Below are 24,042 nucleotides of genomic sequence, written 5' to 3'. Positions count from 1 at the left end.
ATCGCGTGCACGAGCGTGCCGAGCGTCTGGCTCGTGTCGTCGGCGGCGGTGCCGCCAGCCGCCTCGAAGGCCCAGCGCAGCGCGCACGTCGTGACGGTCTCGACCTTCGACGGAGAGACCGGGACGATGGCGTCGTCCGCCCACAGCGGGTCGTCGCTCGACGCCGGCGCCACGCCGTACCAGGTGCGCGGGTCGGCCTCGGGCACGCCGGCGACGGCGAGGTCGGCGAGGAGGGCCGCGGCCGCGGCCGGGGTCGACATCGCGTTCGGGGTGGTTTCAACAGGCTCAACCACCGGGTCGGCGGGGGTTGGGGTGGCGTCGACCGTCTCGTCCGGCGCGGTGCGGATCAGCGCCGCGCGGGCCATGGCGACGACGCCGCGCAGGTCGAGCGGGGCGCCGACGTCGACGCGGCGCGAGTCGCGCTCCTCGTCCGGCCCGGGGGGCTCGACGAGGTCACAGAACACGCTTGGCGCCTCCTGCACGTCCTCGACCGCCGTGACCAGCAGCCGCCGGCGCGCGCGTGAGGTCGCGACGGCGAACGCCCGCAGCTCGTCGGCGAGCACCTGACGGCGCGCCTCGGGGCCCAGTCCGCTCGCGTCCTGCGACCGTCCCGCCAGCAGTTCGACAAGCGCCTGCGAGCCCAGCAGCGAGTCGCGCAGCCGCAGGTCGGGCCACACGCCGTCCTGCACCCCCGCGACCACGACAACCTCCCACTCACGCCCGGCCGCGCCCGCGGGCGTGAGCGCCTCGACGGCGTGCGCGCCCGTCGCCGCCGCGGCGAGCGAGTCGGCCGGGAGGTCCTGCGAGGCGAGGTAGTCGACGAACGCCGCCACGGGCGCGCCAGGCAGACGGTCCACGTAGGTCTCCGCCGCGCGGAAGAGCGCGAGCACGGCGTCCAGGTCGCGGTCCGCACGCACCCCGGCCGGGCCGCCCGCGAGCGCCGCGTCGCGCCATCGCTCGGCCAGCCCGGTCGCCGCCCACACGGCCCACAGGACGGTCTGTGCTGTCGCGCCCGGCTCACGGGCAGCGTCACGCCCCGCGGCGAGCACGCGCGCGACCGCCACCGGGCCGCGACGCACCGCGCCCGGGACAGTCGCCGCGCGCGCCGGGTCGCCCAACACCTCGACGAGCAGCGCGTCGGACGAGCGCCCGCCGCCCCCGGCGAGCTCCTCGGCGCGCAGCGCCCGGCGCAGGCGACGCAGCGCGACGGCGTCGAGCCCGCCGATCGGGGACGTCAGGAGCAGCGCCGCCGTGGGCGCGTCGAGCAGCGGATACGGCTCCCCCGGGTGGACGGACTCGGCCTCCGCCTCAGCGGCGGCGGCGGACGCACCGGCGTCGGACGCACCGCCGTCGACCGGCGTCGCGTCCACGCGATCGCCCGTGAGCTGCTCCAGCAGAGCGTCCAGACTGCCCGGAGCGGCGGCGGCGCTCACCCGCAGCGCGGCGAGCAGCGGCGCGACCGCGGGCTCCTCGCGCAACGGCACATCGGAGCCGAGCAGCGCCACGGGCACCGAGGCGGCGATGAGGTCGCGGCGCAGCCCAGCGAGCCGGTCGCCCGAGCGCGCGATGACCGCCATGCGCTCCCACCCGGTGCCGTGCAGCAGGTGCTCGGCGCGCAGTTCGCGGGCGATGTAGGCGGCCTCCTGGGCGGCGCCCGCGAGCACGGCGACCGCGACGCCGGCCGGCGCGGACGGCTCACCCTCCCCCACCGCACCCGGCTCGCGGGCGACCGCGCCGCGCTGGAGCGGACCGCCGACCGTCGGAACCCGCGAGGTCACGGCCCGAGTGACCTCGCGCAGCTCCTCGGTCTGCCGCCACGCCGTGCCGAGCACCACGACGTCGGCGCCGAACGCGCCGAGCGACCGCGGCGGCGCGGAGGCCCGCCCGACCAGCCCCGGCGTCGCGCCGCGGAAGCCCTGGACGGCCGAGTCGGGGTCGGCGAGCAGCACAAGCCGCGCCCCACCCCCCATCCCACCGCCCGTCGGGGTGGCCGCAGCGCGGCCCAGCGACCTCGTGCCCGCCATCGCCAAGCCTGCCGGGTCGTGCAGCGCGTGCAGCAGGCGCGCCGTGGCGACGGTCGCCTCCTGATAGTCGTCGACGATCACCAGATCCCACGACGGGCGCGCGACGTGGGGCGCCTCGTCCTCCCACGCCGCGAGCGAGCGCGCGGCCAGGTCGACGACGACAGCCGGGTCGTAACGCTCACCCGAGTCGGGCGTGCCCAGCCGCAGCGCCGACACATCGAGGTACTCCTCGTAGAGCTGTGCGGCCATGCGCCACTCGGGTCGGCCGTGCGCGCGCCCCAGGTCGGCGAGCTCGGCGGGCCCGACGCCGCGCTCGGCCGCGCGCATGAGCAGGTCGCGCAACTCCTGTCGCAGGCCGCGCAGTCCTAGCGCGTCCTGGGGCAGCCCGTCGGGCAGCAGCAGATCGGCGCCCTCCCCCTCGACGTGGCCCGCCAGCAGGTCGGCCAGCACCAGGTCCTGTTCGGGCCCCGAGACGAGCGTCGGCGCCGGCTCGCCCAGCGCGCTGGCGCGCGTGCGCAGCACCGCGAACGCCGCCGACGCCGCGGTGCGCACCATCGGCGCGCCGAGCGTGCGGCCCGACGCCGCCGCGACCTGGTCGCGCAGTCGCGCCGCGGCCCGGCGCGACGCCGCGAGCACCAGCACCCGGGAGGGGTCCAGGCCCCACGTCGTCACGGCCTCGACGGCGCTCGCCGCGGCGAGGGTGGTGCGGCCCGTCCCGGGCGTGCCCACGACCAGCAGCGCGTGCGACGTCCGCGCCGCGTCGAGCGCGGCCTGCTGGGTCGGGTCGAGCGCCACCTGCGGCCCCGTGACGGGTGCGGGAGGCACGAGCCGGGGTGCGGTGGTCGACATGGCGCCCATCCGACCACGAGCCACCGACACACCCAGCGCGGTACGGCGCCGAGCGCGCGGGGATCGGCCCTGGGCGAAACCCGCCGTCCACGCGCCCGCGCCGACGACGCCGCTGGCTACGATCGGTGCGGGCCCCGGCCCGCCGGAACACCGGCAAGCCCCGCGCGCCAGCGCGCCTGCGAAGGAGAGAACGTGGAAGTCACGATCGGTGTGCAGAACCTGCCGCGCGAGCTGACCCTGGAGACCGACCTGACCGCCGACGAGGTCGCCGAGACGCTGAAGAAGGCGCTCGCCGACGGCGGCGTGCTCGAGCTCACCGACACACGCGGGCGTCGCGTCATCGTGCCGACGGCGACCATCGGCTACATCGAGGTGGGGCCGGAGGAGACGCGCCGCGTCGGGTTCGGCTCACTGTGACCGCCCCCTGATCACACCGGCCACGTCGGCCGCTGTCAGCGCCGCCCCGCGCGGCGGCGGCCGACGGGGCACCGGGACCAGCTACGCGGCGAGCCCCATGCGGTCCATGCGCCGCGTGTGCTCGGCCGTGAGCTCCGACAGCACCCAGGCCACAGCGCCTGCGGGTGCGGCGTCGCCGTCGTCCGTGTCCGCGTCCGACGGCGTCACGGCCTGAGCCAGCACGCCGAACGATGGCCGCGTCACCAGCAGCGTCTGCGACAGCGAGAGCGACTCGCCGACGACGCGCCGGCCCCACAGGGCCAAGCGCGAGGCGAGCCGCTCGTCGGCGTCGACGCCGGCGCGGATGATCGCCGTCGAGCGCTCGTCGTCGTCGTGGTACGCCATCGCGGCGCCGACCTCGGCGGCCAGGCCCGACGGCAGCCCGCGGGCGAGCAGCCGGCACAGGTCGCTGGCCACACCGTGCCCCACGACGCCCTTGAGCAGGCCCTCCCACCAGGTCGACTCGGCCGTGCGCGCCTCGAAGGAGTCGAGCACCCCGGCGAACGGCGCCATGAGCGCGACCGGCTCGACGCCGTGGGCCGCGCCGATGGCCAGCAGCGCGCGCTGCTGCTCGCCGACCCGCAGACCGATCGTCACCATGCGCTGCGCCGAGGCCAGGTCGGGGGCATCCCAGGTGTGCGCGCCGATGAGGCCGAAAAGACCCAGCCGCACGTAGGCCGCCAGGCCTGTGACCTCCAGGAACGGGCCGTCTCCCGCGCGGCGCACGACGTCGTGGGCCACCGTGGGCTGCTCGCTCATGCGACCAGGATACGGGCCGGTAACACGGCGTCGCGTAGACTGGCCCTGTACCACGGTTGCCCGGTCGTCCCGCACAGATCTTCCGCGACGCCTGGCGGACTGTCTCCGCCGGTGTCGCGACGTCCTTTCGCGATCGGCTGCCGTCCATCCGGCGCCGCGTCCGATTTGAGCGTGCCGCGCCGACGAACTGACCGAAGGCACTTGTGACCACAGAGCAGACCTCGGGCGCCGCGACGGCGCTCGCCTCACCCAACTCCACCAAGGCCCACCACGCGGCCTCCTCCATCCAACGGCAGGACGTCTCGTTCGCCGACTTCGGCGTCAAGTCCGAGATCGTCGACGCGCTCGCCGCCATCGGCATCACCCACCCGTTCCCCATCCAGGCGATGACGCTGCCCGTGGCCATGCAGGGCCACGACATCATCGGGCAGGCCAAGACCGGCACCGGCAAGACGCTGGGCTTCGGCGTGCCGCTGCTCAACCGCGTCGTCGCGCCGGGCGAGGACGGCTGGGACGACCTGGTCGCGCCCGGCAAGCCGCAGGCCGTCGTCGTCGCCCCCACGCGCGAGCTCGCCGTGCAGGTGGCCGGCGACCTGGCCACCGCGAGCGCCAAGCGCCCCAGCCTGCGTGTCGTGCAGATCTACGGCGGGCGCGCCTACGAGCCGCAGATCGAGCAGCTCAAGGCGGGCGCCGAGGTCGTCGTCGGCACCCCCGGGCGCATGGTCGACCTGCTCAACCAGGGCCACCTGTCGCTGCTGCGCGCCGCGACCGTGGTGCTCGACGAGGCCGACGAGATGCTCGACCTGGGCTTCCTGCCCGACGTCGAGAAGATCCTGTCGCGCCTGCCCGCCAAGCGGCACACCATGCTGTTCTCCGCGACGATGCCCGGCGCCGTCGTGTCGATGGCGCGCCGCTACATGTCGCAGCCCACGCACATCCGTGCGGCCGACCCCGACGACGAGGGCGCGACCGTCAAGAACATCACCCAGTTCGTCTACCGCGCGCACGCGCTCGACAAGGTCGAGGTGCTGGCGCGGCTGCTGCAGGCCGAGGGCCGCGGGCGCACCATCGTGTTCGCGCGCACCAAGCGCACGGCCGCCAAGGTGAGCGACGAGCTGCGCGACCGCGGCTTCGCCGCCGGGGCGATCCACGGCGACCTGGGCCAGGGCGCGCGGGAGCAGGCGCTGCGCGCGCTGCGCCACGGAAACATCGACGTGCTGGTCGCCACCGACGTCGCGGCTCGCGGCATCGACGTCGACGACGTCACGCACGTCGTCAACTACCAGTGCCCCGAGGACGAGCGCACCTACCTGCACCGCGTGGGCCGCACGGGCCGCGCGGGCAACAAGGGCACCGCGGTCACGTTCGTCGACTGGGACGACATGCCGCGCTGGTCGCTCATCGACAAGGCGCTGGAGACGGGCCACCCGGAGCCCGTCGAGACGTACTCGACGTCGCCGCACCTGTTCTCCGACCTGTCCATCCCCGAGGGCACCAAGGGACGCCTGCCCCGCGAGCGGCGCACGCTCGCCGGCCTCGACGCCGAGCGGCTTGAGGACCTGGGTGAGACGGGCAAGCGTTCGTCGGGCGGCTCGCGGGACGGGGCACGCTCGGGTGGCTCACGCTCGGGCGCCCCGCGTTCGGGCGGCTCGCGCGGCGCCGGTGGGCGTGACGCCGGCCGCGGCCGCTCGCGCTCGGGCGCGCGCGACGGTGACGCGACGTCGTCGGACGCCGCGGCGAGCGCGTCAGGCGCCACGTCGGGCGCGCCGTCGAGCACGGCCGGCGAGGCGGGCGACGCCGAGCGCCGCCGCTCGCGCACCCGCCGTCGCACCCGCGGCGGCCGCCCCGCCGACGCGACGTCACCCACGCCCCCCGCCGACGCCTGACACACCCGCGGCCCGACGCCCCGCCCACGGGGAGTTCGAGCGTTTGGCGGAAGTTCGAGCCCTCGGGCGCTCGAACACCGCGACGAATGCTCGAACTCCCCGTGGGGGCGCGGGAACTACGCTGCCCGCATGGAGTACCGGTTTACGGCGGCGTTGTGGCAGTCGCAGGGGCGCAGCGTGTCCTGGTGGTTCGTGACCGTGCCGCCCGAGGTGTCCGACGAGCTCGCGGAGCTGCCGCTGCCGCCGCGCGGGTTCGGGTCGATCAAGGTGACCGCCACGATCGGGGCGACCACCTGGTCGACGTCGGTGTTCCCGAGCGACGCGCGCCGCGGCTACATCCTGCCGGTCAAGAAGTCCGTGCGGGCCGCCGAGAACGTCGCCGACGGCGCGAGCGTCGACGTCGTCCTCGTCCCGGTACGGTAGGCCCACGCTGGCCGCGGCGGCGGCCCCGAGCGCGCCCTACGCCGCCCGGACGAACGCCGTGACGGCGTCCGCGATCATCTGGATCGCGATCGCGGCGAGCAGCAGACCCGCGATGCGCGTGATGAGTGTGACCCCCGACTCGCGCAGCACCCGCTGGATCACGTTGGCGAACCGCATCGCGAGGTAGGTGCACACGTGCACCGCGATGACGCCCAGCACGATCGCCGTCCAGTGCGCGGCCATCGAATCGGCCGCGTCGGTCTTCTGCTGGACGAACACCATGGTCGCGACGATGACGCCGGGCCCCGCCAGCAGCGGCGTGCCCAGCGGCACGAGCGCGACGTTGACCGACCCGCCCTTGGCCGGCTCGGGGTTCTCGGCCTTGCCCGTCAGCAGCTCCATCGCGACGAACAGCAGCAGCAGCCCGCCCGAGGCCTGCAGCGCGGGCAGTGAGATGCCCATGTACTGCAGCACCTGCTGGCCCAGCGCGCCGAACACCACGACGACGCCGAACGCCACGAGGATCGCCTGGCGCGAGGCCCGGTTGCGCTGCTTGGGCGTCATGCGCGAGGTCAGCGCGAGGAACACCGGCACCGTGCCTGGCGGGTCCATGATGACGAACAGCGTCACGAACACCTCGGTGAACAACGTGACGTCGAGGATCGCGCTCATCGCGCCCGCTCCGGCCACAGCACGTCCATCGCCCCTTGCTCCTCGATCTGCGCCAGCGCGTGCGCCGACGTCGTGTTCTCGCCGAGGCGGTTCGGTTTGCCCGCCCCGTGGTAGTCGCTTGACCCCGTCACCACCAGCCCGAGCGCGCGCGCGACGTCGCGCATCCGCGCCCGTGTGGCGGCGTCGTGGTCGCGGTGATCGGCCTCCAGGCCCGCGAGCCCCGAGGCGGCGAGCTCCTCGATCCGCTCCTCGGACACCACGCGTCCGCGCTGCGACGCGCCCGGGTGCGCGAGAACGGGCACGCCACCCGCGGCGCGCACGGCGCGCACCGCGTCCAGGGTGTCGGGCGCCGCGTGCGGCACGTAGTACCGGGTGCCGGGCCGCAGCATGGTGGCGAACGCCTCGTCGCGCGAGTCGACGACGCCCGCGGCGACCAGCGCGTCGGCCAGGTGCGGGCGGCCCACGGTGGCGCCCTCGCCCGTCTGGGCGCGCACGTCGTCCCAGGTGATCGGGTAGTCCTCGCCCAGCAGCGCGGCCATCGTCTCCAGGCGCGTCAGGCGCGAGGCGCGCGTGCGCTCCAGCTCGGCGAGCAGCGCGGGATGCTCGGGGTCGTGCAGGTAGGCCAACAGGTGGACGCTGACCCGGTCGCTGACCGTGGAGATCTCGGCGCCGCGCACCAGCGCGACGCCGGTGCGCGCGGCGGCCCGCTCCGCCTCGGCCCAGCCCGCGGCCGTGTCATGGTCGGTGAGCGCGACGACGGTGAGCCCGGCGGCGGCCGCAGCCTCGACGACCCTGCCCGGTGCGTCGGTGCCGTCCGACGCCGTGGAGTGGGTGTGCAGGTCGATCACGGAGCCACAGTAGCCGTCACAGCCTTTTCACCGGCCTTCACCAGTCGGCCAGTGCCCGTCCCGCGCGTCCGACCACCTCACCCGGCACTATCGTGGTATGGGGATTGAGCCGGCCGTCGTCTTCGTGCACGGCATGCGTACGTCGTCGGCCATCTGGGACCGGCAGCTTGAGCACGTGCGCGACGCCGGGTACGACGCCGTGGCGGTCGACCTGCCGGCGCACGGGGAGCGCCGCGACGAGCGGTTCACGCTGCCGGGCGCGTTCGACGTCATCGACGACGCCGTCGCCACGTTCGCCGCCGACCGCCCCATCGCCCTCGTCGGCCTGAGCCTCGGCGGGTACACGACCCTCGCCTACGCCGCGCGCGACGCCGCGCTGCACCAGGCGGGCGCGACCCGCGAGCCGACGCGGCTGGCCGGTGTGGTGGCCGCGGCGTGCTGCTCGGACCCCAAGGGCAAGCCCGTCGCGCTCTTCCGCGACGTCGCGCACGTCACGGTCGCGGGGGCGTCCGCGGCCCGGCGGCAGGCCCGCGCGGCGTCGGCGCGCTGGCGGGCCGCGCTGCGCGGCCAGGGCTCGCGCGCCGGCGGCTCCGACGTCGCGGCGCTGCTGGGCGGCACCGTGGCCGTCGGCCCCTTCCGGCCCGGCTGGGATGTGGTGACGGACGCGCTGACGCATCTGGCCGGGCACTCCTCGGTCGCCGACGTGCGCGCCGCGCGCGTGCCGGTGTGGCTGGTCAACGGCTCACGCGACCACCTGCGGCTACAGGAGCAGCGGCACCTGGCCGCCGCCTACCAGGGCGCGCTCGTCGTGGTGCCGGGCGCCGGCCACGACGTCAACACGGACGCCCCCGACGCGTTCAACCGTGTGCTCACGCGCGCGCTGCGCGACTTCCGCCGCCCCTGACCGCGCGTAGCCGCGCCCGGTCCACCGTCGCCCGCGAGACGGCGCAGCCCCCCAGGGCGGCAAACCCTCCCCAGCGCCCGGCCGCCGATGCGAGACTGGGCGCATGAGCGACACTCACCCCACGAACGGCCCGGCCGACGCCGCCGGCGCCGAGGCCCCGACCGGCGAGACAAAGCCCAGCGACCACCGCAACCGGCCGCGCTCGCGGGCCTTCGTCGACTTCATCACCTCGCAGTGGGCGCCGCGCGCCGACCTGGGCGTGACGGCGTCGGCGGCCGCGCCCTTCACCTCCGCCCGCCGCGCCCGCCTGAGCGGGCAGTTCCCGGGCGCGCGCCTGGTGATCCCCGCCGGGCCGCTCAAGGTGCGCTCGAACGACACCGACTACCGCTTCCGGCCGCACTCGGCGTTCGCGCACCTGACTGGCCTGGGCGCCGATCAGGAGCCCGACGCCGTCCTGGTGCTGCACCCGGCGCGCGACGGCGAGGGCGACGTCGGCCCCGACGGGCCCACGGGCCACCACGCGGTGCTGTACGTGCGCCCGCTCGCCGCGCGCGACACCGAGGAGTTCTACGCCGACTCGCGATACGGCGAGTTCTGGGTGGGCGCGCGCCCCTCGCTCGAGGACGTCACGACGCTCACGGGCGTCGAGGCGCGGCACGTCGACGAGCTGCGCGACGCGCTCGCCAAGGACATCGGCGCGGGCGTCACGCTGCTCGTGGTGACCGGCGCCGACGAGACCATCGAGACGCTGGTCGAGTCCCTGCGCGCCGAGGCCGGCCAGGACGTGACCGAGGACGCGAGCGCGGGTGAGGCCGCTGTCGAGGGGCGCGAGCTCACCGACGAGGCCCTGGTGCGCGCCACGAGCGAGCTGCGCCTGGTCAAGGACGCCCTGGAGGTCGAGCAGCTGCGCGAGGCCGTGGACCGCACCATCGAGGGCTTCGTCGAGGTGGTCCGCGCCCTGCCGCGCGCCGTCGCGCACCGCCGCGGCGAGCGCGTCATCGAGACGACGTTCGACGCGCACGCCCGGCTTGAGGGCAACGCCGTCGGCTACGAGACCATCGCGGCGGCGGGCGAGCACGCCACCACGCTGCACTGGATCTCCAACGACGGCCAGGTGCGCGAGGGCGACCTCGTGCTGCTCGACGCCGGTGTCGAGGTCGACTCGCTGTACACGGCCGACGTCACGCGCACCCTGCCGGTCAGCGGCACGTTCAGCCAGGTGCAGCGCCGCGTCTACCAGGCGGTGCTCGACGCCGCCGACGCCGCGTTCGCCGTCGCGCGCCCGGGCGCCCGGTTCCTCGACGTGCACGAGGCCGCGATGCGCGTCATCGCCGCGCGCCTTGAGGAGTGGGGGCTGCTGCCCGACGGCGTCACGGCCGAGGTCGCGTTGACGCCCGAGGGCCAGCAGCACCGCCGGTGGATGGTGCACGGCACCTCGCACCACCTGGGCCTTGACGTGCACGACTGCGCGCAGGCGCGCCGCGAGCTGTACCAGGACGGCGTGCTCGAGCCGGGCATGGTGTTCACGATCGAGCCGGGCCTGTACTTCAAGGCCGACGACCTGGCCGTCCCGCCGGAGTACCGCGGCATCGGCGTGCGCATCGAGGACGACGTGCTCGTGACGGGCGACGGCAACGAGAACCTGTCGGCCGCGCTGCCGCGTGAGCCGGGCGCCGTCGAGGAGTGGATGCGGTCCCTGCGGGGCTGAGCTCGAACCGGGCGCAGGCCGCGCGCGCAGGCCGGGACGGCCGAAGCGCCACGGGCACGACGCCGACGGGCCGCCGCAGCGAGTGCTGCGGCGGCCCGTCGTGTCTCACCTCATCGCCCTGGCGCCGGGCGCGCGCGTCAGCGCTGCTGGCGCGGGTCCTGCGGCGGGGCGTAGGGGTCCTGCGGCGGGGTGACCGACGGCTGGTCGCCCGACGTGGGCGGCGTCGGCGGAGCCTGCGGGGCGGGCGGCTGCGCAGGCGGCGTCGGCGCGGTCGGCGCGGGATCCTGCGGCGTCGGAAGCATCGCGCCGTAACGCGGCTCGCCCGTCGGCGTGGTCCAGCGCGGGTCGGGGGCCCTCGTCGGGGTCGGGGTCGGCGCGGGGGCACCGTAGGGCCCGGTCGGCGCGCTCGGGGCGGCGGGCGCCGCGGCGCGCGCCTTGCCGAGCCCGTTGGGCGACTGACGCAGCAGCGACCGGGCCTCGCCCGCCGACTCGGCCGCGCACAGGATCGCGTACGTCGTCGCGACGATCTGCGACTGCGAGGTGAAGTCGCGCCGCCCGCCCGTCAGCGCGTAGGACAGCACGGAGAACAGCAGGCCGAAGCCGGCGCCGAGCGCGATGCCGATGAACACGACACCGTTGGCGGCGCGGCCACCGCCCCACAGCGACAGCAACAGGCCAACGAAGAGGCCGAACCAGGCGCCCGACCCGGCGCCGGCGATCGCGACCCGCCGATAGCTCAGGCGTCCGGTCACACGCTCGACCATCTTGAGGTCGGTGCCCACGATGGTCACCGCCTGGACCGGGAACTTCTGGTCGGAGAGGTAGTCGACGGCCTGCTGCGCCTCGAGGTAGGTCGAGAAGGCGGCGACCTCGTCTCCCTGGGGTGGCGTAGGCACGCGGGGCACAGGCTGGGGTCGGGCGAAGCTCATTGGCTCAGTGTGTCCCAATCGCCTGACCCTGACCACCACGTTGCCTCCAGTGCGCGTGAACATGCCGTTCCCCGTCCCGCACGGGCGGGGTCGAGCGGCGTCGACGTAGGCTGACCTGCGTGAGCGCCAGCACCCGCGTGTTCGTCGCGCGCCTCGCCGGGACCTCGGTCTTCGACCCCATCGGAGACCAGGTGGGCCGCGTGCGCGACGTCGTCGTCCTGGTCCGCGCCAAGGGCGCGCCCCGCGTCGTCGGACTCGTGGTCGAGGTTCCCGGGCGGCGTCGCGTGTTCCTGCCCATGACCCGGGTGACCAGCATCGACGCGGGCCAGGTGCTGTCGACCGGCCTGGTCAACCTGCGCCGCTTCGAGCAGCGCGCCATGGAGTCGCTCGTGCTGGGCGAACTGCTCGACCGCACCGTGACGATGCGCGACGGCTCGGGCGACGTCGGCATCGAGGACGTCTCGATCGCGCGCCAGCGCAACGGCGACTGGCTGGTGGACCAGCTGTTCGTGCGCCGTCGCGAGCCCGGCCGATCGACGTTGGGGCTGCGGCGGCGCGGCGCGACTCTCGTCGTGCCGATCGACGCCGTCTCGACGCTCGCGGTCGGGGCGCCGGGCCAGGGCGCGGCCGCGCTGCTCGAGGCGTACGAGGGCCTGCGGCCCGCCGACCTCGCCGACGTGCTGCACGAGCTCGGCGGCACGCGCCGCCTCGAGGTCGCCGCGGCGCTCGACAACGACCGCCTCGCCGACGTCCTGGAGGAGCTGCCCGAGGACGACCAGGTGGCGATCCTCTCGGGCCTGGAGACCGGGCGCGCCGCCGACGTGCTGGAGGCCATGGAGCCCGACGACGCCGCCGACCTGCTGCACGAGCTGCCCGACGCGCAGGCCACCCGCCTGCTCGACCTCATGGAGCCCGACGAGGCCGAGGACGTGCGCCGTCTGCTCGCCTACGACGAGGACACCGCGGGCGGCATGATGACGAGCGAGCCGGTCATCCTCGGCCCCGAGATGACGATCGCCTCGGCGCTCGCGCAGATCCGCAAGCAGGACCTGCCGCCCGCGCTCGCCTCCGTGGTGTTCGTGGCCCGCCCGCCGCTGGAGACCCCGACGGGCCGGTTCCTCGGCGTCGCACACTTCCAGCGGCTGCTGCGCGAGCCCCCGCACGCCGCCGTCGGCTCCGTGCTCGACACCGACTCCGCATGGCTGACCCCGGACGCGCCGCTGGGCCGCGTCACGCGCCTGCTCGCCGCCTACGACCTGCTCGCGCTGCCCGTGCTCGACGACGGCAAACGGCTGCTCGGCGCCGTCTCCGTCGACGACGTGCTCGACCACCTGCTGCCGGACGACTGGCGTGAGTCGCACGACGAGCGGCTCACGCAGGCCACCGCCGACCGCGGGGCGCCCGAGGATGTGGTGCGACGTGGCTGACCGGCTCGACACCCCGAAGGAGGCGCGCCGCACGCTGCTGCCGCGCGCGCATCGCGACCAGGACGCCGTCGGGCGGGCGACCGAGGGCATCGCACGGTTCCTCGGCACGCCCCGGTTCCTCATCTGGCTGACAGTGTTCTGCGCGATCTGGCTCGCCTGGAACTCGTGGGGCCCGGTCGACCTGCGGTTCGACAAGGCCGAGAACGGGTTCACCGCGCTCACGCTCATGCTCTCGCTCCAGGCCAGCTACGCCGCCCCCCTGATCCTGCTCGCCCAGAACCGCCAGGACGACCGCGACCGCGTCACGGCCGAGCAGGACCGCCAGCGCGCCGAGCGCAACCTCGCCGACACCGAGTACCTGGCGCGGGAGATGGCGGCGCTGCGCCTGGCGCTGTCCGAGGTCGCCACGCGCGACTTCGTGCGCTCCGAGCTGCGCGCCCTGCTCGAAGGGCTGGAGGAGCAGCGCGCCGCGGACGCCGAGGCGGACGAGTCCCGCCCGCGCGAGTCGGCCTGACCGCCGCGCGCCCCTGCGCCGCGACCGGCCCCCGTAGGATCGCGGTATGACCACGCTCGCCGACCGGGTCCGCGCCGCACTCGCCACCGTCGTCGACCCGGAGATCCGCCGGCCCATCACCGACCTCGACATGGTGCGCTCGGTGGACGTCGCCGAGTCGGGCGCCGCCAGGGCGGGCGCCGCCGGCGCCGGGGCTCGGGTTCGGGTGGGCGTCGACCTCACGGTCGCGGGCTGCCCACTGCAGTCGACCATCGTGCGCGACGTCACCGCCGCGGTCGGCGCGCTCGACGGCGTCGCGTCGGTCGACGTCGACCTCGGCGTCATGACGCCCGAGCAGCGCGCGTCGCTGCGCTCACGGCTGCGCGGCGGCGACGGGGAGCCCGTCATCCCGTTCTCCCAGCCCGGCTCGCTGACCAAGGTGTACGCGATCGCCTCCGGCAAGGGCGGCGTCGGCAAATCCTCCGTGACCGCCAACCTCGCGGTCGCGCTCGCGGCCGAGGGGCTCAGCGTGGGCGTCGTCGACGCCGACATCTACGGCTTCTCGATCCCCCGCATGCTGGGTGTCAGCCGCCCGCCCACGCGTGTCGACTCGATGCTGCTGCCGCCCATCGCGCACGGCGTCAAGGTCGTGTCGATCGGCATGTTCGTCCCGCCCGGCCAGCCCGTCGTGTGGCGTGGGCCCATGCTGCACCGCGCGCTCGAACAGTTCCTCGCCGACGTCTACTGGGGCGACCTCGACGTGCTGCTGCTCGACCTGCCGCCCGGCACGGGCGACATCGCCATCTCGGTCGCGCAGTTGCTGCCCGGCTCCGAGATCGTCGTGGTGACCACACCGCAGGCCGCCGCCGCCGAGGTCGCCGCGCGCGCCGGCTCGATCGCGACGCAGACCCACCAGGGCGTGGTCGGCGTCATCGAGAACATGTCCTGGCTCGAACAGCCCGACGGCTCGCGCCTGGAGGTCTTCGGCTCGGGCGGCGGCGAGCGCGTCGCGGCGTCGCTCTCCGAGGCGCTCGGGACGCCGGTGCCGCTGCTGGGCCAGGTGCCGCTCGACCCCGCCGTGCGCGAGGCCGGCGACGACGGCACACCCGCCGTGATCGCCGACCCCGCGACCCCGGGCGCCCAGGTGCTGCGCGACGTCGCCCGCACGCTCGCCAGCCGCAAGCGCGGCCTGGCGGGCATGCGGCTCGACGTCACGCCGACTCGCGGCTGACGGTCGCCGGTCGGCCGCTGAGGTGCGCCGGGCGCCTCAGGCCGAGCGGATCTCGGAGCGCAGGACGCGCACCAGGCCGACGACGAACGGGGCCACCACCCAGATCGCCGTCGTGCTCGCCAGGTGCAGCCACGCCTGCCCCGTCATCGCTCCGACGACGAGCGGCGTCGACGCCGTGGCCATGTCGAACCACGGCTGGGCGTCCTTGAGCGCGGGGACGAATGTCCCGAGCAGGGCGATCACGATCGGGGCCACGAAGTAGGCGACGATCGCCCCCGGCGTGTTGAGCAGCAGCAGGCCGAAGCCCACCCCGCACAGCACGCCCAGCACCAGCACGGCGAGCGCGGTCCCGCCCAGGGCACCCAGGTCGACCGACCACCGCGGCTCGACGTCGCGCAGGCCGATGAGCGCCAGGTGTTCGACCGCCGCCAGCGCGACGGCGCCCGCCACGGCGAGCGCCGCGACCCCGAGCGCCGCGAGCGTCTTCGCGACGATGACGCGCGCGCGTCGCGGCTCGAGCGCGAACGTCACGAGGGCGGTGCGCTGCGACCACTCGGCGGTGACCGAGAGGATGGCGATGACCGGCGCCAGGATGCCCAGTGGCTGCAACGCCCCCTGGGCCAGCTGCTCGAACGAGTGCCGGCCGCCGTCGACGAAGCCGAGCACGACCAGCACCACGAGCACCGCGCACGCGGTGAGCGCGAGCAGCCACCGACTCGCCCGCGTGTCGACCTGCTTGCGCCACTCCATCCGCAGGAGCCGCGCGAAGGGGGTGGGCCCGATGGCGCGCGCGTCGCGCTCCGCGCCGCGCTCGATCACCGCGGCGCTCACGCGACGATCCCGTCGCGCGAGTCCGGCGCGGTGAGCTGGAGGAACAGCTCCTCCAGGTCCTGGGACCCCGCGAGCAGGTCGTCCTTGGCGCCCTGAGCGACGATCCGGCCGCCGCCGATGACCACGAGGTCGTCGGCGACCCGTTGGACCTCGGCGAGCTGGTGCGACGAGAGCAGCACCGTGCCGCCGTCGGCGGCGAACCGGGCCAGCAGGTCCCGCATCCACCGGATGCCGGCGGGGTCGAGCCCGTTGGCCGGCTCGTCGAGCACGAGGATCTCGGGCTCGCCGAGGAGCGCCACCGCGAGGCCGAGCCGCTGACGCATGCCGAGCGAGTACGTGCCGACGCGCCGGGCCGCCTCCCGCTCGGTCAGGCCGACGGTCTCGAGCACGGCGTCGACGCGCGCCCTGCCCACGCCGAGCAGGATCGCCGCGAGCACCAGCGTCTCGCGGCCGGACCGGCCCACGTGCTGGGCGGCGGCGTCGAGCAGGACGCCCACGTGCCTGCCCGGGCTGGCGAGGGCCGCGTACGGCACGCCGTTGACGCGGGTCGCGCCAGACGCCGGGCGCGTGAGCCCGATGACGGCGCGCAGCGTGGTGGACTTGCCGGCGCCGTTGGGCCCGAGGAACCCCGTGACGCGTCCCGGCTCAGCGGTGAACGAGACGTCGTCGACGGCCAGCACGTCCCCGTATCGACACACGAGGCGCTCGACGGTGATCATGCCCCCACGGTGGCGCGAACGAGGCCGCGACCGCGTCGCCCGGGAGGATGCGCCTGCTGGACCCTCCGCCTCGCCGAGGTCCGCCGAACGGGGGACCCCGCGGGTCATGCGATGGATGCGGTCGACGGGCACGCCTCGCTAGGGTGCCAGTGATGGCCTCGCCGACCCCAGCGCCCGGCTCCCCGCTCCAATCGCGTGCCCGCCACGTGTGGGGCGAGGCGTGGCGTGTGGTCGTCGCCGGGCTGGTGGGGGTCGCCGGGTTCGCCCTCCCCGGTGCGGAGAGCGAGCGCACGGCAGCGCTCGCCGAGGTCCCCGTGGAGTACATCGCCCCTGATCCCGGCTTCCTGCTGCTCGACGCCGCACTCGGCGTCGCCTCACTGGGCTTGCTCCTGCTGCGTCGGCGGGCGCCGCTGACCATCGCCTGTGTGCTGGCCGCGTTCACAACCCTCGGCGGCGCGCCGGCGGGCGCCTGGACGATCGCCGTCGTCTCGCTGGCGACGCACCGGCGGTGGCGGCGCATCGCCGTCGCGATGGTCCCCGCGCTCGCGGCGACCGTCGGCCACCGGTTGCTCAGCCCGCTCGCCGTCATGCCCGAGGGCGGCGACAGGATCGACGCGCTCGTGAGAGAGCTGATCACGGCCGCCGTCCTGACGGCCCTGCTGGTGGCGATCGGCGCCTACATCGGCGCGCGCCGCGACCTGGTGCGCTCGTTGCGCGAGCGCGCCGCGGCCGCCGAGCTCGAACAGGCGCGCCGCACCGAGCAGGCGCGCGCGGGCGAGCGGGCGCGCATCGCCCGCGAGATGCACGACGTCCTCGCCCACCGCATGTCGCTCGTCGCCATGCACGCCGGCGCGCTCACCTACCGCGAGGGCCTGTCGCCGCAACAGGTGCGCGAGGCCGCGTCGGTCATCCGTGACAGCGCGCACCAGGCCCTCGACGAGCTGCGCGACGTGCTCGGCGTGCTGCGCGAGGAGGGCGCCGCCAGGCCGAGCCGCCCGCAGCCGACTCTCGCGGACCTGGACGACCTGGTGGCCGAGGCCCGCGCGGCCGGATGCGACGTGCGGCTGCCCGTGGACCTCCCCGACGTCACCGCGCTCGCGAGCGGCGTCTCCCGCAGCGCCTTCCGCATCCTGCAGGAGGCCCTGACCAACGCGCGCAAGCACGCCCCGGGCGCGCCCGTGCGCGTCGAGGTCAGCGGCGACGAGGCCGACGGGCTGAGCCTCCTGATCAGCAACCCCGCGCCGGTCGCGTCGTCCGCGGGGGCGTCGGCGGGCCACGGCGCGCGGGCGAGCGCCGCGGTCGCGCCGGCACTGCCGGCCTCCGGGCTCGGCCTCGCCGGGCTGGTCGAGCGGGCCGAGCTCGCCGGCGGGTCGCTGAGCTTCGGCGAGCGCGCCGGACGGTTTCTGGTCAGAGCGTGGCTGCCGTGGACGACATGAGCGCAGGCCCCCTCCGACCCGTCACCCGAGTCGTCCTGGTCGACGACGACCCCCTCGTGCGCGCGGGCCTGCGGCTCCTGCTGGGCGGGGACCCCGGGATCGAGATCGTCGGCGAGGCGGGCGACGGGCGCTGCGGCGTCGACCTGGTGCGGCGCGTACGCCCCGACGTCGTGCTCATGGACATCCGCATGCCGCGCATGGACGGCCTCGAGGCGACGCGCCTGCTCGTGGAGGAGGCCCCAGCGACGCACGTCATCGTGCTGACCACCTTCGACGCCGACGCCATGGTGCTCGACGCGCTGCGCGCCGGGGCGGCGGGGTTTCTGCTCAAGGACACGCCACCCGAGCGACTGGTCGCCTCGGTGCGCGCCGCCGCCTCGGGCGAGCCGACCCTGTCCCCGTCCGTCACGGCCTCACTCATCGCGACGCTGGCGGCGGACCCCGGTGGGCGGCGCGCCTCGGCCCTGCGGCTCCTGGACGCGCTGACCGCGCGCGAGCGCGAGGTCGCCCTGGCCGTGGCCCGCGGGCTCACGAACGCGGAGATCGCCGCCGAGCTGTACATGGGCCTGGCGACCGTCAAGACCCACGTCTCACGCGTGCTCGCCAAGCTCGGCGTCGACAACCGTGTGCAGATCGCGATCGTGACGCATGACGCAGGCGAGGTCTGAGCGCGCGCCAGATCGGCCATTCACCGGCCCCGCGACGCGAAGCCTGGAACAATGGGCCGACCCCTTCGACTCCCCACGCCTCATCACCGCCGACGACCCTTGAGGAGCCCCCGCATGTCCACACCCCAGTGGCTGCCCGCTTGGACGCGCGCCGAAGGCGCCGAGCGCGTCCGCGCGCTGTTCGCCCAGACCTTCGCCGACGACGGCGCGGACGGCCCGGTCCCGGGCACGCCCGACGGCGTCTGGTCGGCGCCCGGGCGGGTCAACCTCATCGGCGAGCACACCGACTACAACGCGGGCCTGTGCCTGCCCACGGCGTTGCCGCACCGCACCTATGTCGCGCTGCGCCGCCGCGAGGACGACGTCGTGCGCATCGCCTCGGCGCAGACCGACGAGCCCTGGACCGTGCGCCTGGCCGACGTCCACCCGGGCGCCGTGCACGGGTGGGGCTCGTACGTCGCCGGCGTGGCGTGGGCGCTGCGCGATGCCGGTCACAACGTGCGCGGGTTCGACGCCGTGATCGACTCGTGCGTGCCATTCGGCGCGTCGCTGTCGAGCTCGGCCGCCATCGAATGCGCGTTCGCCGTCGCGCTCGACGACGTGTTCGGCCTGGGCCTGGGCGCCGACGACGCCGGGCGGGCTCACCTGGTCGCCGCCGCCCGCCGCGCCGAGAACGAGATCGCCGGGGCGCCCACGGGGGGCCTCGACCAGTCGGCCGCGCTGCTGTGCGCGCAGGGTCAGGCGCTGCTGCTCGACTTCCGCCCCGGACTCGACGCCGCCGGCTTCGCCCAGCACGTGCCGTTCGACCTGGCCGCGGCGGGTCTGAACCTCCTGGTGATCGACACCCGCGCGCCACACCAGCTCGTCGACGGGCAGTACGCCGACCGCCGCGCCTCGTGCGAGACCGCCGCCAACTACCTCGGTGTGCGCGCCCTGCGCGAGGTCGCGCCCGCCGACCTCGACGCGACCCTGGAGCGGCTCGCGCCGTTCGACGTCGAGGACTCGCTGCGCCGTCGGGTGCGGCACGTGATCACCGAGATCGCCCGCACCGGCGCGTTCGCCGACCTGGTGCGCGGCGGCCTGGGCTCCGGCGGGACGCCCGACGAGGCGGCCGCAGCCGGCGCCGGGCGGCTCATGGACGCCTCGCACGCCTCGCTGCGCGACGACTACGAGGTCACGGTGCGCGAGACCGACCTCGCCGTCGAGGCCTCGCGCGCGGCCGGAGCGATCGGCGCGCGCATGACGGGCGGCGGCTTCGGCGGCTCGACCATCGCACTGGTCCGCGCCGACGAGGTCGAGCAGGTGGCGGCCGCGGTCGCTGCGGCGTTCGCCGACGCGGGCCTCACGGCTCCGGCGTTCCTGGCAGCACCGCCGTCAGCCGCCGCAGGCCGCGACGTCTGAGCGCCCACACCCCCGCTGGTTGAGCCCGTCGAAACCCAACCCCCGCTGGTTGAGCCCGTCGAAACCACCGCAGCGCCGCCGCGCCGCCCGCGTCCTCACAGATCGTAGGTCGCGATCACCGGCGCGTGGTCGCTCCAGCGCTCCTCGTAGGACGCGGCCCGGTCGACCTCGACCTTGACCGCGTGTGGCGCGAGCGTCGGGTTGGCGAGCTGGTAGTCGATCCGCCAGCCCTTGTCGTTGACGAACGCCTGCCCACGCCACGACCACCAGGTGTACGGCCCCGGGCCCTCGCCACCGTGCGCGCGCCCGAGGTCACTCCACCCGAGCTCGTCGAACCACCTGTCCAGGTACGCCCGCTCCTGCGGAAGGAACCCCGCGGACTTGAGGTTGCCCTTCCAGTTCGCGATGTCGACGTTGTGGTGGGCGATGTTGAGGTCCCCCGCGACGAGCGCCGGTGTGGGCGCGGCCCCGAGTTGCGCGAGCCGGCTGGTGACCTTGTCGAGGTAGGCGTACTTCTCGATCATCTTGACCGGGTTGTCCTCGGGCCAGGTCGACCCGGAGTGGATGTACGCGCTCACAACGGTCAGCAGACCGCCGTCGGGCAGCTCGACGTCGGCCTCGACCCAGCGGCCGGTGTCGACCGCGGGCTCGGGCTCCCCCTGCGGCCCGTGCGCCGCGAGTCCGACGCGCACGGAGCGCACCGGGAGCCGTGAGGCGACGGCGACGCCCGCGCGACCCTTGATGTCGCTCGCCTGATGGGCGACGTGCCACCCCTCGAACGCCTCGTTCAGCACATTGTCCGGGGCGCGGACCTCCTGCATCAGCAGGATGTCGGGCGCCCGCCCGTCGAGCCACTGGCCGATCCCTCGGCGTAGCGCTGCGCGGATTCCGTTGACGTTGGCGGTGGCGACGACGAGTTGGCTCACCCGCGGGATTCTGCCACCCACCCCCGACACCCCCGGCCAAGCCCCACCGCCGCGCTGACCGCCACCAACCAACCGAGTGTTCGAGCATTCGTCGCGGTGTTCGAGCGCTCGGGCGCTCGAACACCGCGACGAATGCTCGAACACCGCGACGGGGCGGCGGGCCGCCGTGGGCGGGGTGGGTGCGGCGGCAGTGGGTGCGGCGCGGCGGCAGCAGCGGGGCGGGGCCGTGCGGGCGGGGTCAGGTGTCGCCGCGGGCGGCCGCTTCGAGCGCCGCGATGTCGAGTTTGCCCATCGCGAACATCGCCGCCAGCGTGCGCTGGGTCGCCTCAGGAGAGGCGCCGCTCATGAGCGCGCTCAACTGCTGGGGCACCACCTGCCAGGACACCCCGAACCGGTCAGTGAGCCAGCCGCACTGGCCCGGCGTGCCGCCGTCGGCGGTCAGCGCGTCCCAGTAGCGGTCCACCTGAGCCTGGTCCTCGCACTCGACGACGAAGCTGAACGCCTCGTCGAGCGTGAACGCGGGCCCGGCGTTGAGGAGTTGGACGGGCATCCCGTCGAGGTCGAGGTCGACGACGAACGGCGCCCCCTCCTCGACGTCGGGCACCCCGGCGGGCGCGGTCTCGATGTGGGTCACCCGGGAGTTCGGGATGACGCTCGCGTAGAACTCCGCAGCCTGCTCGGCGCCGCTCGCGAACCACAAGTGCGGCTTGACGATCCCCATCGCTCCACCCTCCGTCGTCGATGTGTCTGCCGCACGTTCTGACGCCCGCTGGCTCCGGAACTCATCGCCCGGCCCCACAGGGCGCACGCGAGGCGGCCCACCGAGCGAAGCAGACCAACGAGCGAGGCGGCCCCTGCGAAGCGAACCGCTCACGCAACGCGGCCCACGGGGCGAAGGGCTCGACGCACGAGCGCTCCGCCCCGCGGGCCGGGTCCGCCTCGTGGGCGGACGGGGGTGGTCAGGCGGGAATGGCCAGGGCGCGCTCGGCCGTGTCGACGACGTTGGCCAGGAGCATCGCGCGGGTCATCGGGCCCACACCGCCCGGGTTGGGGCTGTACCACGACGCCCGCTCCAGCGCGGCGGGGTCGACGTCGCCCACCACGCGGGACTTGCCCGTGGCCGGATCGGTCTCGCGCGAGACGCCCACGTCGATCAGCACGGCGCCCGGCTTGACCATGTCGGGGCGCACGATGCCGCGCACCCCCGCCGCCGCGACGACGACGTCGGCCTGGCGCACCAGCTCGTCGAGGTTCGCCGTGCCCGTGTGCGTGAGCGTCACAGTCGCGTTGACGGCCCGGCGCGTCAGCAGCAGCCCGATGGGCCGGCCCACGGTGACGCCGCGGCCCAGGACCACGACATGCTTGCCCGCCAGCGACACCCCGTGCCGCTCGATCAGCTCGACGATGCCGCGCGGCGTGCACGGCAGCGGCGAGGTGACCTCCTCGTTGACGCGCAGCACGAGGCGCCCGAGGTTGGTCGGGTGCAGCCCGTCGGCGTCCTTGGCCGGGTCGACGAGCTCGAGCACACGGTTGGTGTCGATGCCCTTCGGCAGCGGGAGCTGCACGATGAACCCGGTGCAGGCCGGGTCCTCGTTGAGCCGATGCACGGCCGCCTCGATCTCCTCCGGCGTCGCCGTGCCCGGCAGGTCCTCGCGGATCGAGGCGATGCCCACCTCGGCGCAGTCGCGGTGCTTGCCCGCGACGTACCACTGCGAGCCCGGGTCGTCGCCCACGAGCAGCGTCCCGAGTCCGGGAACGACGCCCCGCTCGGCGAGCGCCGCGACGCGGGTCTTGAGCTCGGCCTTGATCGCCGCCGCGGTGGCCTTGCCGTCCAGCGGCTGCGCCGACGGCTGTTGCTGGGCGGCCATCAGTACTGCGCCAGGCCCGGGTAGAGCGGGAAGTCCGCGGTGAGCGCGCGCACGCGGGCGCGCAGCGCGTCGACGTCGGCGCCCGCGCCGTCGCGCAGCGCGACGGCGATGATGTCGGCGACCTCGGTGAACTCGGCGTCGCCGAAGCCGCGGGTGGCCAGCGCGGGCGTGCCGATGCGCAGACCCGAGGTGACGCGCGGGGGGCGCGGGTCGAACGGCACGGCGTTGCGGTTGACGGTGATGCCGGCGTCGTGCAGCAGGTCCTCGGCCTGCTGGCCGTCGAGCGCCGAGTGGCGCAGGTCGACCAGCACCAGGTGGACGTCGGTGCCGCCCGTGAGCACCGACACGCCCTGACCGGCGACGTCCGGCTCGCTCAGGCGCGCGGCGATGATCTGCGCTCCGCGCAGCGTGCGCTCCTGGCGGTCGACGAACGACTCGGACGCGGCAACCTTGAACGCCACGGCCTTGGCCGCGATGACATGCATGAGCGGGCCGCCCTGCTGGCCCGGGAACACCGCGGAGTCGATCTTCTTGGCCCACTGCTCCTTGGCCAGGATGAAGCCCGAGCGCGGGCCGCCGATCGTCTTGTGCACCGTGGAGGAGACGACGTCGGCGTGCGGCACGGGGCTCGGGTGCAGGCCCGCGGCCACCAGGCCGGCGAAGTGGGCCATGTCGACCCAGAGCTTGGCGCCGACCTCGTCGGCGATCTGCCGGAACGCGGCGAAGTCGAGGTGGCGCGGGTAGGCCGACCAGCCGGCGATGATGACCTCGGGCTGGTGCTCGATGGCCTTCTTGCGGACCTCGTCCATCTCGACGCGGTAGGTCTGCGGGTCGACGCCGTAGGAGCCGACGTCGTACAGGCGGCCCGAGAAGTTGATCTTCATGCCGTGCGTGAGGTGGCCGCCGTGGGCCAGCTCAAGGCCGAGGATGCGGTCGCCGGCCGAGGCCAGCGCGTGCAGCACGGCCGCGTTGGCCTGGGCGCCGGAGTGGGGCTGGACGTTGGCGTGCTCGGCGCCGAACAGCGCCTTGGCGCGGGCGATCGCGAGGCTCTCGGCGATGTCGACCTGCTCGCAGCCGCCGTAGTAGCGCTTGCCGGGGTAGCCCTCGGCGTACTTGTTGGTCAGCACGGAGCCCTGCGCCTGCAGGACGGCGTTCGGCACGAAGTTCTCGGACGCGATCATCTCGAGCGTCTCGCGCTGGCGGGCGAGCTCGCCGTCGAGCACGGCGGCGATCTCGGGGTCGACGTCGGCGATGCCGCCGGTCAAAAGGGGGTCGGGGGTGTGTGCGCTCATGGCGGCCTCTCCCTGGCTGCGGGCCGCGACGACGTGTGCCGCCGCGACGGACGATGGACGTGACACGTGGTCATGACACGGGGCCCAGGCGAACGACCCGTCGTCGTTACAGCGGTGCCGCTCCCTGGTGGTCATCCACCTGCCCGTCTCCGCCGCGAGGGGCGGACCGGGACTGCGCCAGTCACGACGCCGACCAGGGTATCCCACGAGACTGACGCCCGTCCCGGAGCGGGCGGCCCACGAACGCCGGCGGCCGGGCCCGCCGAGGGCCGCGCCGCGACGGCCGAGACGG

General features: G+C 75.0%; 21 protein-coding genes, 1 pseudogene and 1 riboswitch. Of the genes and pseudogenes, 11 read left to right on the top strand and 11 right to left on the bottom strand.

Annotated elements, in window-relative coordinates:
- Positions 1-2,873, bottom strand: a 2,873-nt coding sequence (locus EV386_RS18160) for a UvrD-helicase domain-containing protein (protein ID WP_130416663.1), incomplete at its 3' end; no start/stop codon positions are given.
- Positions 2,874-3,065: 192 nt separating this feature from the next.
- Between EV386_RS18160 and EV386_RS18155 the strand changes: the two genes are divergently transcribed.
- On the top strand, positions 3,066-3,290 hold the full coding sequence (locus EV386_RS18155) for a DUF3107 domain-containing protein (RefSeq protein WP_130416662.1): 225 nt from the start codon (positions 3,066-3,068) through the stop codon (positions 3,288-3,290).
- Positions 3,291-3,371: 81 nt separating this feature from the next.
- Here the strand turns inward: EV386_RS18155 and EV386_RS18150 are convergent, their stop codons facing one another.
- Complete coding sequence (locus EV386_RS18150) at positions 3,372-4,088, bottom strand: ferritin-like fold-containing protein (protein WP_130416661.1); 717 nt, start codon at positions 4,086-4,088, stop codon at positions 3,372-3,374.
- 203 nt (positions 4,089-4,291) lie between these two features.
- Here EV386_RS18150 and EV386_RS18145 point away from each other — a divergent pair, with 203 nt between their 5' ends.
- Both EV386_RS18145 and EV386_RS18140 read left to right on the top strand, forming a co-directional pair.
- Positions 4,292-5,974 (top strand): DEAD/DEAH box helicase, encoded by a 1,683-nt coding sequence (locus EV386_RS18145; protein ID WP_130416660.1) that lies wholly within the window; start codon positions 4,292-4,294, stop codon positions 5,972-5,974.
- A 129-nt stretch (positions 5,975-6,103) separates the two neighbouring features.
- Positions 6,104-6,397: a DUF1905 domain-containing protein gene (locus EV386_RS18140; protein ID WP_130416659.1), complete on the top strand. Its 294-nt coding sequence runs from the start codon at positions 6,104-6,106 to the stop codon at positions 6,395-6,397.
- A gap of 36 nt (positions 6,398-6,433) precedes the next feature.
- Here the strand turns inward: EV386_RS18140 and EV386_RS18135 are convergent, their stop codons facing one another.
- Complete coding sequence (locus tag EV386_RS18135) at positions 6,434-7,069, bottom strand: MarC family protein (protein WP_130416658.1); 636 nt, start codon at positions 7,067-7,069, stop codon at positions 6,434-6,436.
- Complete coding sequence (locus EV386_RS18130) at positions 7,066-7,917, bottom strand: PHP domain-containing protein (RefSeq protein WP_130416657.1); 852 nt, start codon at positions 7,915-7,917, stop codon at positions 7,066-7,068. Before EV386_RS18130 ends, EV386_RS18135 begins: the two co-directional genes overlap by 4 nt.
- Positions 7,918-8,014: 97 nt before the next feature.
- On the opposite strand from EV386_RS18130, the gene EV386_RS18125 reads away from it, so the two are divergent.
- Both EV386_RS18125 and EV386_RS18120 read left to right on the top strand, forming a co-directional pair.
- Positions 8,015-8,821, top strand: a complete 807-nt coding sequence (locus EV386_RS18125; RefSeq protein WP_130416656.1) for an alpha/beta fold hydrolase — start codon at positions 8,015-8,017, stop codon at positions 8,819-8,821.
- 103 nt (positions 8,822-8,924) lie between these two features.
- Positions 8,925-10,529, top strand: a complete 1,605-nt coding sequence (locus tag EV386_RS18120) for an aminopeptidase P family protein (protein WP_130416655.1) — start codon at positions 8,925-8,927, stop codon at positions 10,527-10,529.
- Between the two features lie 137 nt (positions 10,530-10,666).
- Here the strand turns inward: EV386_RS18120 and EV386_RS18115 are convergent, their stop codons facing one another.
- Positions 10,667-11,458, bottom strand: a complete 792-nt coding sequence (locus EV386_RS18115) for a YflT domain-containing protein (protein ID WP_130416654.1) — start codon at positions 11,456-11,458, stop codon at positions 10,667-10,669.
- A gap of 119 nt (positions 11,459-11,577) precedes the next feature.
- Between EV386_RS18115 and EV386_RS18110 the strand changes: the two genes are divergently transcribed.
- From EV386_RS18110 to EV386_RS18100, 3 genes are read left to right on the top strand one after another with little or no spacing between them, the layout of a single operon-like run.
- Entirely contained in the window at positions 11,578-12,885 is a 1,308-nt protein-coding gene (locus EV386_RS18110) for a magnesium transporter MgtE N-terminal domain-containing protein (protein WP_130416653.1), read from the top strand.
- Complete coding sequence (locus EV386_RS18105; RefSeq protein WP_130416652.1) at positions 12,878-13,399, top strand: DUF1003 domain-containing protein; 522 nt, start codon at positions 12,878-12,880, stop codon at positions 13,397-13,399. Before EV386_RS18110 ends, EV386_RS18105 begins: the two co-directional genes overlap by 8 nt.
- Before the next feature lie 46 nt (positions 13,400-13,445).
- Positions 13,446-14,609 carry an Mrp/NBP35 family ATP-binding protein gene (locus EV386_RS18100; protein ID WP_130416651.1) on the top strand — a complete coding sequence of 388 codons (1,164 nt, stop codon included), beginning with the start codon at positions 13,446-13,448 and terminating at the stop codon, positions 14,607-14,609.
- A 36-nt stretch (positions 14,610-14,645) separates the two neighbouring features.
- Here EV386_RS18100 and EV386_RS18095 read toward each other — a convergent pair whose 3' ends face one another.
- Together EV386_RS18095 and EV386_RS18090 are read right to left on the bottom strand one after the other, a co-directional pair.
- Positions 14,646-15,440: an ABC transporter permease gene (locus EV386_RS18095; protein ID WP_130416650.1), complete on the bottom strand. Its 795-nt coding sequence runs from the start codon at positions 15,438-15,440 to the stop codon at positions 14,646-14,648.
- 62 nt (positions 15,441-15,502) lie between these two features.
- A pseudogene (locus tag EV386_RS18090) lies at positions 15,503-16,159 on the bottom strand (ABC transporter ATP-binding protein); the annotation flags it as partial.
- Between the two features lie 152 nt (positions 16,160-16,311).
- Here EV386_RS18090 and EV386_RS18085 point away from each other — a divergent pair.
- From EV386_RS18085 to galK, 3 genes are all read left to right on the top strand, one after another.
- Positions 16,312-17,595 carry a sensor histidine kinase gene (locus tag EV386_RS18085; protein WP_130416648.1) on the top strand — a complete coding sequence of 428 codons (1,284 nt, stop codon included), beginning with the start codon at positions 16,312-16,314 and terminating at the stop codon, positions 17,593-17,595.
- Positions 17,592-18,263, top strand: coding sequence for a response regulator (locus EV386_RS18080; RefSeq protein ID WP_130416647.1), 672 nt, complete (start codon positions 17,592-17,594; stop codon positions 18,261-18,263). Before EV386_RS18085 ends, EV386_RS18080 begins: the two co-directional genes overlap by 4 nt.
- A gap of 114 nt (positions 18,264-18,377) precedes the next feature.
- Entirely contained in the window at positions 18,378-19,664 is a 1,287-nt protein-coding gene (gene galK, locus EV386_RS18075; protein ID WP_130416646.1) for a galactokinase, read from the top strand.
- Between the two features lie 95 nt (positions 19,665-19,759).
- On the opposite strand, the gene EV386_RS18070 is transcribed toward galK, so the two are convergent.
- The 4 genes from EV386_RS18070 to glyA all read right to left on the bottom strand — a co-directional run bounded on the left by EV386_RS18070 (position 19,760) and on the right by glyA (position 23,750).
- A complete protein-coding gene (locus tag EV386_RS18070; RefSeq protein ID WP_423218987.1) occupies positions 19,760-20,590 on the bottom strand; it encodes an exodeoxyribonuclease III in 831 nt (276 codons plus the stop codon).
- A 238-nt stretch (positions 20,591-20,828) separates the two neighbouring features.
- Positions 20,829-21,311, bottom strand: coding sequence for a VOC family protein (locus tag EV386_RS18065; protein WP_130416645.1), 483 nt, complete (start codon positions 21,309-21,311; stop codon positions 20,829-20,831).
- 238 nt (positions 21,312-21,549) lie between these two features.
- Positions 21,550-22,458, bottom strand: coding sequence for a bifunctional methylenetetrahydrofolate dehydrogenase/methenyltetrahydrofolate cyclohydrolase (locus EV386_RS18060; protein ID WP_130416644.1), 909 nt, complete (start codon positions 22,456-22,458; stop codon positions 21,550-21,552).
- Entirely contained in the window at positions 22,458-23,750 is a 1,293-nt protein-coding gene (gene glyA, locus EV386_RS18055; protein WP_130416643.1) for a serine hydroxymethyltransferase, read from the bottom strand. Before glyA ends, EV386_RS18060 begins: the two co-directional genes overlap by 1 nt.
- Before the next feature lie 75 nt (positions 23,751-23,825).
- A riboswitch (ZMP/ZTP riboswitch) is annotated at positions 23,826-23,945 on the bottom strand.
- Between the last annotated feature and the right edge of the window lie 97 nt (positions 23,946-24,042).

Source organism: Xylanimonas ulmi, from assembly GCF_004216535.1.
GTDB classification, from domain to species: Bacteria; Actinomycetota; Actinomycetes; order Actinomycetales; family Cellulomonadaceae; genus Xylanimonas; species Xylanimonas ulmi.
Note: the sequence above shows the minus strand (reverse complement) of the source record. Positions and strands in the feature narration are given on the sequence as shown.